We start from the raw sequence: 16,807 nt of genomic DNA, 5'->3' as shown, positions 1-16,807 counted from the left end.
AAAGATGAATTCTCATATTTGTACAAAATCTATTAAGTGCAAATACATTAATTTATATTTGCAAAAAAGATTATTTTTGCAAATATAATAATCAGAAATTAGGCAGGTATGGAGACAAGGGACATCAAGACTTTCAAATCAGGAAACTGGGTCAAGCGGATGGAATACCAGAGTTTTAGGCCTGAAAAGATCAATTATGAATGGGTGATTTCAGATCCCAAGTTGGCAAATCTACTGAGTCAAGCAGATCGTTGCCTAGGTAAATTGGATGCTTTTTCAGAATTGATACCTGATGTGGATTTCTTTATCAAGATGCATATCACCAAGGAAGCGACGGTTTCAAGTAAGATTGAAGGAACACAAACATCCTTTCAGGAGGCTTTAACCAACGAACAGGATATTGAACCTGAAAGAAGAGAAGACTGGAAGGAAGTACAACGCTACATTGTGGCCTTGAATCAAGCAATAATGGAATTGGAAAAAATCCCAATTTCCACACGCTTGATCAAACATACCCATGCTTCATTGTTGGAGGGGACACGTGGCAAGGAAAAAATGCCAGGAGAGTTTCGAACCAGCCAAAACTGGATAGGACCGAGTCTAAAGAACGCAATTTTCGTCCCGCCGACCCATGACGAAATTTCAGAATTGATGGGTGATTTGGAGTATTTTATCCATGCAGATACAAGCGATACTCCGACCAATGTGCCGCATTTGCTTAAGATCGCGCTCATTCACTATCAGTTCGAGACTATTCACCCATTCCTAGACGGGAACGGTCGAATTGGGAGGCTGTTGATCACACTTTACTTGCTCGACAAAGGTCTATTGAAGCGACCGGTTTTGTACTTGTCCGACTTCTTTGAAAAAAATCGCAGAGATTATTATGACCATTTGATGCGGGTACGTGAAAAAAATGATATTCAGTCTTGGCTTGGGTTTTTTCTGGTTGGCGTAATCGAAACTGCTGAGGCAAGTATCAACACTTTCCAACGAATACTGGCCTTGCGTGAACATGTTGAGTTTACCAAGCTTATTGAGTTAGGCAAGAGGCAACAGGAAGCGAAAAAGCTATTGAAGGTTCTCTACGGCAATCCAATCATCGATAGTGCGAGAGTGGCAGAAGTGCTGGATGTGCATGTCTCCACTGCCATTCGCTTGGTCAACGACCTCGTCGACCTTGGAATATTGGTGGAGTTGACAGGCTTCAGGAGAAACAGGGTCTATGCTTTTCAATCCTACATCGACTTGTTTGCCCTGTCCTAAATAACAATGTCCAGCCTCAGGGATTTGACGGGGCTTTTTGTTCCAAGGAATTTCTAGCTTTTTGGGTCAGTAAAAATAAAATGGGATGATAGGCGAATCTGAATTTTAAAATACGGCCCTCGAAAGTCAGACCATTTATCAGGTGTTTTTCCAAGTTTCTGAAGTAGCAGAACTTGCGCTTGCTTCAAGGTCTATTTATGCCAATAGCTTTTCCAGTTTCATCTTCCACTTTTCCCAACCTGTCATATATCGGGTTTGAAGTCTGAAAAACGCAGGTGAGTGGTCACGATATACTAAATGACAGAGTTCATGGACAATCACATACTCAATGCATCCTTTGGGTGCTTTGATGAGTTCGGGATTTAAAATGATTTTTCCTCTTGGAGTACAACTTCCCCAACGTAACGGCATTTCTCTCAAAACAATGGAGGTTGGCTGGACTCCTTCGGGTCCGAACCTATGGATCCACTGATTTGAGAGTTCTTGGAATTTTTCTTTCGCCTTTGCCAGATACCATGCTTTTACCAAAGATCTTACATTTTTCTGATTAGGAGTTTCAACCACCAATTCTCCATGAAGCAGTTTCACCAATTCATTATGTGATTGAATTACTTTCAATTTATACTGCCTTCCTAGATAAAGGTGCGTTTCCCCGCTCACATACCTTCGCTCTGTGGTTCTAGGCTGAAAGGATAGAAAGAAGCTCTGCTGCTTAAGAATCCAAGGCGCTCTTTTGTGTAAAATCTCCTGAATCCGTTCGATTTTTGCATCTAGAGGAGCTTGGATAATGACTTCTGATTCAGGCGTGACGGTGATTCCTAAGGTCTTTCGATCCGAATAGGTGATTTGGTAATCAATTACTTTGGAGCCAAATTGAAATGAATCCTTCATGATTTATAACGTCTCTTGGCTACTTCCAAAATCTTGACCGCCAACTCATCCAACTCTGAAAAAGCCAAATCCAGCTGATATTTATCCCGCACTTCGTCTATCAAATAATCTCCAATCTCAATAATCAGCTTTCCTGTGATCATGTCCTTGTTTTCCCAATCCACGATTGGTTTTTGACTGGTTCCAAAAACTGCTGTCTTTACCAGCTGGTCAATCGCAAGCGAAGCCTGTTCGCTGATTAATCCCGAAACTTTTTTGTCATTCATTTTCTCCTTCACAAACTCCAATGTCAATCCATAAAAAGCGGCTGCCACTGGTTCCTGCCTCAAGGATTCAGGTAAATCGGAATCGGTGTGGTTCAAGACACCATTCATGACATCTTTTACTCGTTGCAGGTATTGAGTCTCTGATATCCGTCTTGCTTCATAGTCGGCGATCGCTTGGGAGAGCATTTGGGAAAACTTCTTATAAAAAGCCGGATCTTCCTCCATCTTTTCAGCGATATGCTTTGCTGTTCGGCTCGCAATTTTGTCCGCTTTAGCTGCCTCTCCTACGGTCTTTTCGACCTCTTTAGCAAAGCTCTCCTGATCAAAAATATTCACTAGTTCAGTAATCGGCTCCACTTTCTCAGCGGTCACATGGGTATCGATCAGTTTTTGGATTTGACTTTCATAACGGCTGTAATCAATCCGGTCTGAGTATCTGGCCGAAACTGCATTTCTCAGCTTGAGGAAGAAAAGTAAATCTGATTTATATCGCTCAATCAACTTCGGATCGGTATCATCGTGAAATGAAACCGTGGAAAGTGCCAGCTTTAAAGATTTTGCAAAAGCGGAAAGCTTGTCATAGAAAACAACCCGAAGCGCCTCATCTCTAAGAATCATCTGATACCCCTCCGCATCTCGGGAATTTTTGACTTCCTTGAAAATATCCCAAAGCTCAGAGTGTTTCTGCGGAAGTTTTTTGATTTCCTCGGCGATATTTACCAAGGTTCCCTCCACGTCTTTTTCGTCAAATTCCTGAAATGCGGAATACATTTTCAAGGCATCATCCAGATTTTCGATCACGCCGTAATAGTCAATCACATAGCCAAAATCCTTTTCTGGATAGACCCGATTTACCCGGGCAATGGCTTGAAGAAGTTTATGATCCTGAAGGTTTCTGGTTAGGTATAATACCGTGGTCTTTGGCTCGTCGAAACCGGTAAGCAGCTTGTCTACCACAATGATAATCTCTGGGTCAGGTTGATTCTGAAACCGACTGACGAGTTGTGACTCATACTTTCTGGGAGTTCCATGCTCCTGCATCATCCGCTTCCAAAACTTCTGCACTTTGTCGCTACTTTGCTCATAGACTGAGTCTTCTCCCTCTCGATCATCCACGGAGGAAATCAACACCTCCGAACTCACCAATCCAATTTCATCCAGAATTTCCTTGAATTTGATGGCGTTGACTTTCTTATCACAGACCAACATCGCCTTAAATCCAGTTCCCTTCCAATTGTCTCGAAAATGAAGGCTGATATCCCAACAAATTGAATAAATGCGCTGCTCTGCTGAATTGATCTGATCTGCTCTGCTGAATTTCTTTTTGAAATCGGCTTTTTCATTTTCTGAAAAGGGCTCTGAAACCATGTCAAAATACCGATCCAAGGGACCTGAGTTCACTTCCAGTCTTGGTAAACGTCCCTCATACAAAAGCGGAACTACTGCTCCGTCCTCTACTGCTTGATCTACTGTGTAGGCATCTATCACCCCCCCAAATTTTGCCGCAGTACTTTTTTCCTTTTTGAACAGGGGCGTTCCGGTCATTGCAATAAAGCAGGCATTCGGAAGGGTTTTCTGCATTTCGATATTGAATGTGCCATGCTGCGTTCGGTGTCCCTCATCAATCAAAACAAAAATATTAGGGTTGTCGAGGGGCTTTTGGATCTTCTTGACCGCGGCGGCAAACTTATTGATAATGGTCGTCACCACCGCATCGGAAGGACTTTCCAACAAATGAACGAGCTGGGAACCTGTGGCAGCATTACTGACTGCCATTCCGCACTTGCGAAAAGTATTGGTAATCTGTCGGTCTAAATCGGTTCGGTCAGTAACCAGAATGATCTTTGGATTGGGGATGCTTTGTTCCATGGCGATGGCCTGTGCGAGCATCACCATGGTCAAGGATTTCCCGCTTCCTTGGGTATGCCAGATCACCCCACCCTTTCTGCGTATTCTTCCCGTATCGTCCTTTTCTGGATGCCTGATTCGATCCATAGTTTTCTTGACAGCGAAGTACTGCTGATATCGGGTGATCTTTTTGGCTCCATCGTCAAAGAGGACAAAACTGTAAGTCAAATCCATCAAGCGCTCAGGACGGCAGAGGTTATAGAGGTATTCGTCTTGTTCGGTAACCTGAACTTCCTGCTGTTCCAAGGCTTCGAAATACTGCTGCACATATCGAAATCGCTCTCCAAATAGCTTTTTGCTTAGCTCTGGGGCCAATTTGGCGTTTTTGAGTTCGATTAGCTTGGCTTGGTGGGTTTTCTCCTCCAGCTCAGAAGGAAATTTCTCCTTCCATTTCGCCCAGAACTTTTCGGGAGTGCCATTTGTCGCATAGCTTGCCTCCTGAGTGGCCAAGGAAAGCAACAATTGGGAATAGACATAGAGGCTCCGAATTCCATCTTCCTGTTGATTTCTTAGATGTTGGGAAATGGCTTGACGAAGCGGATCCTTCATATCGGGCCGCTTGCATTCGATGATGACGATGGGAATTCCATTGATAAAAAGTACCAAGTCAGGTACATAGTGATCGCGGGAGGTACTTCGCATAACCCTATACTCCTCCGTAACCTGGAATTTGTTGGTTGAAGGATTTTCCCAATCGATAAAATGCAGGGTAAAGCTTTTCTTATCTCCGTCTACTGACTGCTCTACGGCCATCCCCAAGGTCAGCAAATTATACACCGACTCACAGCCATGGATGTAGCCTTCATTCAGAGGGATTTCCTGAAGGGAACGGATACCGTTTTCGATATTGGCATCACTGATGTAGGTGGTACGGGTGGAGCTGACTTTCTTCTCCGAATTGATCACGCGAAGCCGCTCTCGAAGAACTTCCTCTAAAATCACCTGTTGCGTCTTGTTTCCCCTTAGCTTCAGTGCCTCGGATTCGGTCAGGTACTCAAAGCCCAGCTTGCAAAGCCACTGGATCGCAGGGATCTGGGAGATATGGTCTTCTTTGAAACTGGGAGTGTTCATGCCTTTTTTTTCGCTTTTTTAAACCTGAATTAATTTCCTATTTGCCTCAGAAGGTAATTTTTTTGTTTTTGCAGTAGGTCACTTTAATCTTTTTGTTTAATCTTGCGTTGTATCTGGGAGGCTTCTCAGAAAAACATTTGGACCGGGGTGTCCCCGATCGGCAAGGAGCTCGGCGAAAGTTGGGCTCTTTGTTTTTTCAGGGATAGATCTTAAGTCCATAGAGTTTTCCGTTTTTTCGATAAAACTTGGGATTTATCAAATCAAATGCAGGATTCGCACGGTGGGACTCGATTACATGGCGGGCGGCTGGGTAAGCTACCAAATCCGCCAACTGCAATCCGTTGTTGTTTTCCCGCTTGGACTGAAACCTTATATTGAAACCGTAGGCTTTCAATCGATCAGCAGACACATATCCTGTACCCCTAGCCAGTAAGCGCTGAAAATGCTCCTCCAGTCGCTTATCCTCTTTCTTTCCTCTTTTCTCAATGATGATTTCCAACTGGATGTCCTTCTTTTTCAAGGCATCCAAGTAAAAAACTGAACGCTCGATGATGAAAGAAAGGGCCAATTCATAGACATCATTGGACAACCTTCCAAATCTTCGGATATATTCGATTTTTCGAATGGCCGAGGCAATGACGGTAAAGGGTTGCTCAGCAATTAATTGGTTTAGATGATTGTAAAACCATTTTTTCTTATCGAGATCAAAGAGCACCGAAAATTCCTTTTCACATTTTCGAATATCCCTGCTGTGAAAGATCACTTCCTTCTGACCCCAAAGGCCAGTTTTAATCCGATTAAAGCCTTCTCGGATCTGTTGATAATCCGAGTCGGATGCCAGTACGCCACAGAGCAGAAATACAGGAAAATCGGGATTGAGACTGGTCAATCCATGATCTCCGCTTTCGTCTATGAACAAGAAGTACTTCATCCGCCTAGAATTAATTTTCCCAATCTATTCTCTATCGCACTCGGCTGTCTCTTGAATAACCTACTCAGCTCCATGGGATCTTGGATCTCGGAATAGACTTTCTGGAGCAATTCCTCTTCTTTCTGAGTCCAATACTCATACGCCCGAGGGTAATTCTTTCTGGTTTCTAACTCCACCACGCCAAATCCCGAAGTATCCCGCTTCGGTAGCTTTTCCACTTCCTGTCGGATCGCCTCCAGATCGAGGGTTTTCTTTTGGACTGCTTTAGCGAGTGGAACCAGTTTCCTTCCGGTGGGCACCTTGCCTGGGGTGGATTCAAAAAACCAATTCACAGAATCTCCCCGCGTCTCTTCAAATCGGCACTGGGGAATCAGATAGAGCTGATTTTCCTTTCGGAGCCGATGGAGAAAGTCCCGGAACTTGATCCCCTGATGCCGGTCCCGCTCGATCAGTCCTTTCCTAACCAGAATCTCATAGACCTCATTGGACCGCAGCGGCCCAACGATCCGCTCACGATCAAAATATTCCTGTAGCGCTTGGGAAATGCGCAGGGCAAGGGCTGTATCGGAGGTGGAGATGGTCATTTTAAAGGTTTAACTATTTGCTTTAATTCTCAGATTTTCGGGTAAAAACTTATCAATCTCTGCATCTGAAAAGGTAAATTCATCATTTTCCTTTAAAGCTTTAGAAGCAAGCTGATATGCCTTACTGATTGTTTTCGGAGCTCCTCTATATGTATTCACCAATTTATCGTTCAATTGATCCCTTTTCAATTGAAGGATTTCGATTTCGTTATTTCCAATTCGTAAGTCAACGAGTAAGGAAAATAGTTTTTCTCTAACCTCTAGAATATCTAAAGCTGCCTGTTTATGCTTTTCTGCAATAGCTAGCAGATTAAAGTCTTTAGAATATAAAGTTAGCCCAAGAAGCGCAGTCGAAAATATTGCTGCAAATAGTTGAAAAACAATACCATCTCCGAGTAAAACAACCAAAATGCTGGTCGTGGTTAAAGCTGACAATATAATCTCAGTTAACTTCAAGAAATCACTTCTCTCTTTTAACAAATCTGCACATTTCTCATGAGTCTTATGGGTGTAAACTACACGACCATAAATTTCTCTTATCTGGGATTCCAGCAATTTTCTTTCTTGACTCATAGGTTCTTGAAATTATCATTCAGAAATAGGAACATCAATTAAATCCTTTGCTACCACTACATTATTCTTAACAATATAACATTCAACAAAGTGACTTCCCTTGAAATTAGTGTTTTCTTTTCTTTCACCAGAACCAGCATCACTTAATATCTGTCCTCTAACACAATCCCGTTTTATTGCTTGTTCTCCACGATTAGTGACTTTCCATTTCACTTCATGTGGAGGTGGAACATCTATTCTCTCAATAAAAAACCGTAAGGATTTATTTGGTCTAAGCTTAATTTTTTTAAGGAGGTAATCCCGTAAAGACCCTTCTCGGAATCCACTTTGCTTTACTTCACAGTCGATTTTCAAATCATATCTTATATCAACAGGATGGTAAGATTCAATGAATTCTTCTGTATTTCGGTAGTTCTCATTAATTGCACGAGCCTCCTTCTCCTCACCTTCATATTTAGGGAATTCTTTCCCAAAAATATCTCTCCATTTATCATGCTTTAATTTATCAGTTGAAGCGTCAATTGCCTCTACTGCCAAATCATATGCTTTTTTTGCTTTCCTATTAAACGATTTCCTGACTTTTACCCTCTGCTTACTCCCCAAAGCCCCATATTCCTTTTGCTCGGTTGGTTGATCATATAAATACTTAAAAAAGTCTCTACACATTTCGTCATAGTAGGCGAAGCTCTTTGAATCATAATAGTTGGTTGATTTCAAAAAATTATAAGCTAGTGTATCTATTAACAGACCTCCCATATAGACTCCATGTTTGTTTTTCCATGATCTTGCCATTTTGCAAAGCCTTCTAAGGTTTCGATTTTTATTCACCTCGAATTCGACCATTGCATCCATCTCTTTTCTTGGCTTTGTAATTTTCCACGATCCACTTCCATACGTGTCAGGATATTTATAGTCCTGATCTTCAACTTCAAAAACCGGTTGAACATCGATATGTGAATCGGTAAAATTTACCGTCACCACACATCTGTCGACCTTTATATCAGAAGAAGAATAGGTGTCAGAAATTGCGTCTTTTGCATCATGGAGTAGTTTCGATTGACCTCCAGCTTTATTGTATTCTTCCCATTTAGAAGCGGGCATGATAAAGAGCATATCCAAATCAGAAATGCCATTAATCCCAGTATACCTACCATATGATCCCACTTGCAAGCTATTCGCTGTTTTAGAATCAGTATCCCGAAATTTCTGATTCATTGCCCTTGTAATTCGACCATACCGGTAAGAAATACTTTCGGCGGATTCTTCTGCAATCTTGATATTATTTAAAAATTCCTTAAAAATTTCAGATGTATTCATATTTTAAGGTTCATTTAGTTTCACCCTCACCCTCCCCGTCAGCAGTACCTGCATCATTCCTTTTTTCTGTTCCCGCAGCTTATCCGCTTTGGCTTTGAGCAAACTGATTTCCTGATCAGCAGTCTGAAGCACGCGGGCGATGGCGGTTTGTTCTTCAAAATCAGGAATTTTAATTTTAAGAGAGAAAAAGTCAGACGGAGTCACATTTAAAAGTCCATGAGCTCGTCCACCTTCATGGGCTATTTTTGTTAGTCCTTTATCTAATTGATTGGCTTCAAAGAATTGCTCAAAAAACTCTGGGTCGGCTTCACCACTTTCCTTGATTCCAAAGCAGATATAAAGTGTCGTTACAACTGCCTTATCAAAATCCTTTAGCCTTTTGGTCGCTCCCCAAGGATACCCGTTTGAATAACTTTTATTGTAGCAGAATTCTCCTTTTTCAACAAGAAAGTAGTTGTCTGTGATTTCGCTAGCGATGTTTTTATTGAAAAAATCTGTTTGACGAACAAAGCCTCTTTGCGCAGAAATAGTCACCACGGTGGTATTTCCCTCAATATTCTTTCTTGTAACTCTATCAAACAAATCAGAGAGTTTGTACTCCCTCCACTCCCTTTCAAACCCCTTCAACCTCATCTTCCCCGTCAACAAATTTTGCATCAGCCATTTTTTGCGGAGTTCTTTTTGGGAAATGAGGCGCTCGGTGGTCTGAATGGCCTCGTCCATCTTCCCCAGCACCTGGGCGATGGCCCGCTGCTCGGGAAGGGGAGGTAATGGGATTTTCAGTTTCCTAACATCGGATGAATTAATGGCTGGGTAATTGGATCCAACTAATAATTGATAAAATTGTCTTTCGATTCCAGAGCTAAATAGATATTGGAACAAAAATTCATTACTGCAATTTTTTGCTGTGATTACAGCAAAACCAGTTGAAGCGATTAAGTCTTTCACTTCATTTCTTATCAAAGAAAAGGCTTGAAGGTTTGGACGAACCGTAGACATCAAAATATCACCCTGCTTTACAATTCTTCTTGCCCTTGAGGGAGCATTTCCAAACAAAACCCTTGTTGTTTCTATCTTAAAATCCTCCGAGTCCACATCAGATAAAGAGACATAGTCAAATTCATAATCTTTTTGAGTATTTCCCTTTAAACTTTCTTTATCAATATCTGCAATCTCTTCAAAATGCTTCACCTCCCACCCGCTTGGAATTTCAAGGTTAAAGAATAGTTTTTTTGCTTTGATCTCTGTCATTCGTTTTCGTGGTCTTTTGGATGGGATCGGTGGATTTCGGCAAGGATCGATTGGGCGATGGACTCGATTTGCGCTTCGGAAAAGGTAGTCTCCAGGGGCATCTCTTCCTTACCTATGGACAGCACCCAAACTTTATATTCATTGGTCTCATCTTCATCCAGCCAATGGCGAAGGTCCAAATGAACCGGGATCTGTGTTCCCCATTCCTGAAGGACTTTATGCTGATAACGTCTGATGGATAGACTGATATGTCCGACAAAATCATCTGCGCCGTGCGCCTCGATCTGATTTATAAAGAAGTCAATTCCTTCCCGGGGAAGGATATTTTCCAAGGATTCTCGTTGCGTAAAGAAGGTGTAATGGATCTGATTATCCAGTAGCTGATAGGTTTCTTTGAGCTGATCATGGACTTGGCGGATGACTCTTCTCAGCGCTTTGGGAATCGCTACAGTCGCCGCCTTATCCCGATCGGGTTCATCCAGAAAATCTCCTTTGACCCGAATTCGGCCATTCGGCGGCAGCCAGCACTCCACCCATTCCAGTCCACGTTCGGTATGGATTCGTTTGCCTATGGTTTCAGGCTCCTCAGCGGTGACCTTTTTCCAAAACTCCCATTCGTCAATAGGCTTTTGGATCAGGGAAATCTCTCCGTAAGGAATATCCAGATAGTCGGAGAATCCTTCATTGATCCGGGTGATGGCTTCGGTATCCAGACCAATTTCCAGGTCTGAGTTGGAGATGATGTTTTCGATTTCTCGAAGCTCATTGAGTAGGTGTGATTCCAGATGTACATCAGAAAAATCTTTGAATTGAGCCTTCAATTGTTTGCCTACACCCTTATCTATCTTATCAAGCGAAATAGGATCATCCGTGATGGGTTCTATGATTTGCTGGGAAAGAAATTCAATATTTTCCTCCTCGCTTAGAAAATAAAACTTCAATACTGATTTTTCTGAATTTGAAAGAGATTGGATAAATCCAGATACTTTTTCTTTCGCAATGGGAAGAGTTGATTCAGAGATTTGACCAATATTTTCAAAACCTCGATAAAGCTCGTTAGCAAGTTCTGTTAGGCATGGGGTTTCCCTGATGCCTTCCACTTTCCAACAGACAATAACCTCGCGAAAAAGAGGCAACAGTATCAATCTGGCTTGCTTGCGAATCGCATAAGCCCAATCGGATTGAACCGAAACCTGATGAGTTTCCCGAATCCCGGAAAGCAGACGTTGGCGGTGGAATAGGCTCATTTTTTATCCTTTCAGCAATTCAGTTAAGTATCGATCCATTTCCGCCTGTACCGCCTTCAGTTCAGCCTCCAGTTTGTCTATTTCCTGTTGCACGGCCGCGATATCCACTTCGGGTTCTTCTTCGAAGGTATCCACATAGCGGGGAATATTCAGGTTGAAGTCATTCTCTTTGATCTCTTCAAACGTGGCCACATAGCTGTACTTATCCTCCACCACGCCGGGCTTGAATTTACCTGCCTGAAAATCCCGATAGGTATCCACGATGTGCTTGATATCCGTTTCACGAAGCTTGTTTTGGTTTTTGGCAGCTTCGTAGTGTTGGGAAGCGTCGATGAAAAGTACTTCGGAATTGGAGCCTTTCCCTTTGTTGAAAACCAGAATTGCAGCCGGGATACCTGTACCAAAAAAGAGGTTTGCCGGCAGGCCAATTACCGCTTCGAGTAGGTTTTCCTCAATGGTCTTTTGACGGATTTTGCCTTCGGAACTTCCGCGGAAAAGTACCCCGTGAGGAACCACCACCCCGACTTTGCCTCTGCCTTCATAGGTTGTTTCGATCATGTGGGAGATAAAGGCCCAGTCTCCCTTGCTTTTGGGGGGAATGCCCCGCCAGAAGCGATTGTATCGGTCCGTTTCCGGATCCCAGGTGATGGTGGTTTTCTCCCCGTCTTTGTCTTCGACCTTTCCCCATTTATCCAAGGAAAATGGAGGATTGGCCACTACCGTATCAAACTTCATGAGCGTATCGCCTTCCTTCAGCTTGGGATTGCGGATGGTGTCTCCCCAGCGGATTTTGGCATTGTCAAAGCCGTGGAGAAACATATTCATCACTGCAAGAGCCCAAGTACTGCCGTTGGCTTCCTGTCCATAGAGGGAAAAGTTGGGCGAGCCTACTTCCTGCCCAGCCTTAATCAGCAGCGAACCCGAACCACAAGTGGGGTCACAGATACGCGAACCCGGTGCAGACTTGGTCAGCTTGGCCAGAAGCGTGGAAACCTCACTTGGTGTGAAAAATTCTCCGGCCTTTTTGCCTGCATCCGAGGCAAAGTTGGAAATCAGGTATTCATATGCCCCTCCGATGATATCCACCCCATCCAGATGCGACGGGCGAAGATCCAGTTCGGGTTTATTGAAGTCCAGAAGCAGGTTTTTCAGTCGGGTATTTTTGTCTTTGGGCTCGCCGAGCACGCTGCTGTTGAAGCTGATGTTTTTGAAAATCCCCGCTCCGTCTTCGCTGTAGAGCTTTTCCCGATTCGCTTCTTCCAAGTCCACCAAGGCGATATCGATCAGTTCGCCGATGTTGACCGCATTTCGGTTTTCGTAGAGGTATTTGAAGTGACTGTGCTCAGGCACAATAAACCGCTCATATTGCATGGCCCTTTTGGCCCGCTCCTGATCTCCGTTGTATTTTTTGAGATACTCGTCCTGCTTGTCGTCATGGACATCGCTGAGGTACTTGACAAAAAGCATCGTCAGCACATAATCCTTGTACACACTGGGATCGATACTGCCGCGAAACGTGTCACAGGCTCTCCACACCGCATCGTTGATGTCTTTTTGGGTGATTTTCTTACTCATAGCTTTGGATAATTTTCATCAAACTTAAATCAAGCTTATAGTCATTTAGTCGGTCTATATCCGCTAGGATCATTTTTTCCGATACCCTTAATTCAGATAACCTCACAAGGGCATCCTGCACGTCCAATGGTAGAAGCGGCACCTTCAATTCTTCCATTTGCGCTTTGGTGATCGATGGAATAGAGGTCCCTTTGGCCATTCCTTTCAAAAATTCCTGAATCTCCTTTGAATTAAGCCACCAGGCCAAAAACTTAGGCTGAATAACATTTGTCGTAAGGGAAAGAACCAAAAATGAGGTTGATGCAACGGCAATTGGGTTTTTTTCCTCGTATACGGTTGCGAAGTTTTTGGTTCCCTTCGCGGCAAACAAAACATCTCCGGCATTCAGCAAATGTTGTTCAGGAATGCTATCTTTATTCAGATCCGGGTAAAGCACAGCTGCCAGTTGCCCATTTTCATCAAAATGTTTGGATTGCAGATATACCACTTCACCATGATCTGTGGGCTTGGCGAAGAGTCCGGTTCTGATATTGACTATATCTTTTAGTGATTTTTTCAAATTTTATTTTCTTGTAATAGCGCTACAAAAATGTGAAATTCCTTTTAAAATTTGAAATTAATTCTTTAAAAAATTTAAGTAATCGTCCTACAAATTTTTTAAAGACGATTACCTTTGGCTAGAGGGAACAAAATATGTATGGTTATTTGGACCTTAGGGCTCGATATACCTCATTCGATAAAAAATGAAATTCCTCCTTTCCGCGCAAATCATACCTCCAACTTCGTACTTCTAACTTTCTACATCACCCGACTCTTCCCCCCGAATACAGATCATAAGCCGCCACGAGCAACCTGTTTTCGGGGGATTGCCCATAGGGGGGATATTCTTGGATTTCTTTCCTGCTTTCGACATAGATCGGATCGTATTTTCCTTCGATCTCATCCCACATGATCAGCAAGTAGGCATAAGGAATTCGGCTCTCGCGGCCTTTTTCGAACCAAGCCTCAAATTGCGATTCATCCAAAGCGGCAGGATAGTCAGGGCTGTCAAACATGGGAACTGGATTTGGCTTTTACGAACGGAATCACTTCCTCCCCAATCATCGCAATGGATTCACTGAGTTGCTGATGGCTGAGGCCGGCATTGTCCATCTGAAAGGTGAAACGGTCGATGCCGCCAAGGGAATCGCTGTGGCGGAGGATTTTTTCGGCCACTTCTTCTGGACTCCCCACGAGGTATGCGCCTCTTCGGGCGTTTTGTGCCTCGAAGTGCCCACGTGTTACGGGTGGCCATCCCCGTTCCTTGCCAATACGGGTAAAAGTCTCCGCATAGCCGGGGTAGTAGGCCTCGACTGCTTCCTCATGTGTCTGGGCAACATAACCGAGCGAATGGAGCCCAACTTTCAACTGGTCTTGTGAAAATCCCGCCTTGTCTCCCGCTTCCCGGTATAGGTCAACCAAGGGACGGAAGCGGTGTGTTTCCCCACCAATCACCGCAACCATCAGTGGCAGACCCAAGGAACCAGCCCTTGCAAAAGAACCTGGCGTACCACCCACGCCCAACCAAATGGGCAGGGGATCTTGCACTGGACGGGGATAAATGGGTTGGTTGTGCAAGGCCGGACGAAATTGGCCCGACCAAGTCACCGTTTCTTGTTTGCTGATTTGCAGGAGCAAACCCAGTTTTTCTGCAAAGAGCTTGTCATAGTCCTGTAGTTTCAGACCAAAAAGGGGAAATGCTTCCGTGAATGAACCGCGGCCGACGACCATTTCAGCCCTGCCATTGGATACGAGATCGAGCGTGGCGAATTGTTGAAAAATACGGACCGGGTCGGCGGCACTCAGCACCGTCACGGCACTCGAGAGTTTGATGCGCTTGGTTTGCCCCGCGGCGGCTGCCAAAATCACCACAGTCGCCGAGTCCAAAAATTCCTTGCGGTGATGCTCCCCAATACCAAAGACATCCAATCCCTTTTCGTCCGCCAGTTTGATTCTGGCAAGGAGCTCGGTCATGGCCGCTTCGGCAGTTCCGATTGGGTTGCCCTTGGAGTCGGTGACGTAGGCCGCAAAACTATCTATTCCAATTTCCATGGAGATTTCCTTTCATTTTGATTTGAAGGGAAAACCACGTTGGCAGGTAAAAGATTCAAACCGCGCTTGGACTTCTATCAATCTACCTTTTGGACTTCATACCATTCACTCGTCCCGTTTTCGTTGATGGCTTCGATGGTGAAATAGTAGGTCTTCGTACGGTCCATGGTTTTGAGCCAATATTCATTGTTGCCCAATACCATGATCGAAGTATACAATTTGTCTGGCGCGGTGCCGTAGTAGATGTTGTAGGCGAAGGCATCCGGCATGGGCGACCATTTGATAAAGGCGCTGCGTTTGTCCTTTTCGGTGCGGAAAACCATGAATTGCTTCACTTTCTCCGGTTTGCTGCCATTGCCATGACCGAAGACCCGGAAGCCGCTCAAGGCGAATTTTCCGGTCGGCATGTGGATGTTTTCCAACTTCAGAAAGCGTGTCTGTACCGGTTTTTCCAATTCGACGTATTCATGCGGAATGTCCGTTTTGTTTTTGCTTTTGTCGACCAAGACTTCCCATTTTTTTCCATCCTTCGAATGGTAGAGGATGTATTGATGGAATTGATCGCTGCGCTTGCCAAGGCGGTCTTGGTCCACATCCTGGTCGGCGTAGTTGATTTGGATGGCATGGACGGTGCTGATTTGGCCGAGGTCGGATTGAATCCATTCACCTTTGTCACCGGTCTTGGCGCTCCAATAAGTCTTCAAATCTTCATCATTGGCAAGGTTTGAAGAAAATGCCCCCAAAGTTGAGGACACTGCCATCGGATTGTTGAAGTTGAGCAGCATCCATCCTGTGAAGGCGCCAGCCTTGTCAGTGTCCGGGAGATAGTGTGGATAGTCCCCAAAAGCAGTACTGCTCCACATCATATCGTCTTTGTCAAAACCTGCAGGCCAAATACCCAAGCGTCGCTCAAAAGTGTTTTTCACCGAAATCATGATTGTACTGACGTGCCAGTATTTTCCTTGGTTGTCCTTGAAAGTACTCCCGTGTCCTGCACCCCGTGCAAACCCACCCAATTTCATACTCAGGGGATCGGATTGCGGTACAAACGGTCCAAGTGGGCTTTTTCCGACCACTACACCGTCGGAATAGCCACTGAATTCCGTCCCTGGCGCGCCATATTGCAGGTAGTATTTGCCGTTGTGCTTGGTCATGTGGGCACCTTCCATAAAAGGGTCGAGGAAGGTATTGTCCATGTGCTCGCCAAAGCGCTGCCAGCCGTATCTGTCTGGTTCTAGTAGGTACATCTCCTTGCGTGTGCCGATGGGGTTCAGTGTCTTTCTATCCAGTTCGATCCCGTAGAGCGGATAGCGGTTGGAGCTGCCGTTGTACATGTAGAGCCTGCCGTCATCGTCTGTGAAGAAGTCCGGATCCCAACCGCCGATGTCAAATTTCTCCACGAGGGGCTTCCACTCATTGGCTGTCGGGTTGGTGCTCATCCACACCGTGAAATCCCGCTCATAGGTCGAGCCCATCACGATGACCGTATCGCCCAAAACACCTACAGCCGGGGCACATAGTTCGTCATAGACTTTGTTCCAAGGCTGGAGAAAAAGGCGGGAGTGGAATTTCCAGTTGGACATATCCGTGCTGGTCCAGTATCCCCATTGATTGGTGGAGAAAAGGATAAACGTGCCCTTGAAATTTACAATTACCGGATCCGCGGTCGCCCGATGCCTGCCCCATTCCGAGAAATTGGGGATCGGCGTATAGCCATAGTCGATATTGATCGGGTTGCAGTAGGTTTGTTGCTGCGCGAAGGCATTGCTGCCGCAAAGGAGCAAAACAACAGCAAGCTTGGTCAGATGGGCTTTCATGATGGTTCGTTTAGAAAAT

The 16,807-nt window shown here is 44.5% G+C and carries 14 protein-coding genes; 1 reads left to right on the top strand and 13 read right to left on the bottom strand.

The window, feature by feature from the left end; genetic code table 11:
- Nucleotides 1–108: 108 nt before the first annotated feature.
- Nucleotides 109–1,266 carry a Fic family protein gene (locus tag C943_RS10275; protein ID WP_008627346.1) on the top strand — a complete coding sequence of 386 codons (1,158 nt, stop codon included), beginning with the start codon at nucleotides 109–111 and terminating at the stop codon, nucleotides 1,264–1,266.
- Nucleotides 1,267–1,461: 195 nt separating this feature from the next.
- Here the strand turns inward: C943_RS10275 and C943_RS10270 are convergent, their stop codons facing one another.
- The 13 genes from C943_RS10270 to C943_RS10210 form a co-directional block, all read right to left on the bottom strand.
- Nucleotides 1,462–2,157, bottom strand: a complete 696-nt coding sequence (locus C943_RS10270) for a M48 family metallopeptidase (RefSeq protein ID WP_008627342.1) — start codon at nucleotides 2,155–2,157, stop codon at nucleotides 1,462–1,464.
- Nucleotides 2,154–5,402, bottom strand: coding sequence for a type I restriction endonuclease subunit R (locus C943_RS10265; RefSeq protein WP_008627341.1), 3,249 nt, complete (start codon nucleotides 5,400–5,402; stop codon nucleotides 2,154–2,156). Before C943_RS10265 ends, C943_RS10270 begins: the two co-directional genes overlap by 4 nt.
- A gap of 196 nt (nucleotides 5,403–5,598) precedes the next feature.
- Nucleotides 5,599–6,333 (bottom strand): DUF3800 domain-containing protein, encoded by a 735-nt coding sequence (locus C943_RS10260; RefSeq protein ID WP_008627340.1) that lies wholly within the window; start codon nucleotides 6,331–6,333, stop codon nucleotides 5,599–5,601.
- The gene (locus C943_RS10255; protein WP_008627339.1) at nucleotides 6,330–6,917 is read right to left on the bottom strand and encodes a hypothetical protein; all 588 of its coding nucleotides are present in this window, start codon (nucleotides 6,915–6,917) and stop codon (nucleotides 6,330–6,332) included. Before C943_RS10255 ends, C943_RS10260 begins: the two co-directional genes overlap by 4 nt.
- Nucleotides 6,918–6,926: 9 nt before the next feature.
- Nucleotides 6,927–7,490, bottom strand: a complete 564-nt coding sequence (locus C943_RS10250; RefSeq protein WP_040480054.1) for an SLATT domain-containing protein — start codon at nucleotides 7,488–7,490, stop codon at nucleotides 6,927–6,929.
- A gap of 15 nt (nucleotides 7,491–7,505) precedes the next feature.
- Entirely contained in the window at nucleotides 7,506–8,807 is a 1,302-nt protein-coding gene (locus tag C943_RS10245) for a nucleotide-binding domain-containing protein (protein WP_008627338.1), read from the bottom strand.
- A 3-nt stretch (nucleotides 8,808–8,810) separates the two neighbouring features.
- A complete protein-coding gene (locus C943_RS10240) occupies nucleotides 8,811–10,058 on the bottom strand; it encodes a restriction endonuclease subunit S (protein ID WP_008627337.1) in 1,248 nt (415 codons plus the stop codon).
- On the bottom strand, nucleotides 10,055–11,305 hold the full coding sequence (locus tag C943_RS10235) for a hypothetical protein (protein ID WP_008627336.1): 1,251 nt from the start codon (nucleotides 11,303–11,305) through the stop codon (nucleotides 10,055–10,057). The genes C943_RS10240 and C943_RS10235 overlap by 4 nt, the downstream gene beginning before the upstream one ends.
- Before the next feature lie 3 nt (nucleotides 11,306–11,308).
- Nucleotides 11,309–12,880, bottom strand: a complete 1,572-nt coding sequence (locus tag C943_RS10230) for a type I restriction-modification system subunit M (protein WP_008627335.1) — start codon at nucleotides 12,878–12,880, stop codon at nucleotides 11,309–11,311.
- Nucleotides 12,873–13,439, bottom strand: a complete 567-nt coding sequence (locus C943_RS10225; protein ID WP_008627334.1) for a restriction endonuclease subunit S — start codon at nucleotides 13,437–13,439, stop codon at nucleotides 12,873–12,875. The genes C943_RS10230 and C943_RS10225 overlap by 8 nt, the downstream gene beginning before the upstream one ends.
- A 244-nt stretch (nucleotides 13,440–13,683) precedes the next feature.
- A complete protein-coding gene (locus C943_RS10220) occupies nucleotides 13,684–13,935 on the bottom strand; it encodes a hypothetical protein (protein WP_008627333.1) in 252 nt (83 codons plus the stop codon).
- Nucleotides 13,928–14,971 carry an LLM class flavin-dependent oxidoreductase gene (locus tag C943_RS10215; protein WP_008627331.1) on the bottom strand — a complete coding sequence of 348 codons (1,044 nt, stop codon included), beginning with the start codon at nucleotides 14,969–14,971 and terminating at the stop codon, nucleotides 13,928–13,930. The genes C943_RS10220 and C943_RS10215 overlap by 8 nt, the downstream gene beginning before the upstream one ends.
- A 77-nt stretch (nucleotides 14,972–15,048) precedes the next feature.
- Complete coding sequence (locus C943_RS10210) at nucleotides 15,049–16,788, bottom strand: family 43 glycosylhydrolase (protein WP_211208881.1); 1,740 nt, start codon at nucleotides 16,786–16,788, stop codon at nucleotides 15,049–15,051.
- Between the last annotated feature and the right edge of the window lie 19 nt (nucleotides 16,789–16,807).

Source organism: Mariniradius saccharolyticus AK6 (assembly GCF_000330725.2).
GTDB classification, from domain to species: Bacteria; Bacteroidota; Bacteroidia; order Cytophagales; family Cyclobacteriaceae; genus Mariniradius; species Mariniradius saccharolyticus.
The sequence above is the reverse complement of the archived record's forward strand: the minus strand, read 5'-3'. Positions and strand labels throughout refer to the sequence as shown.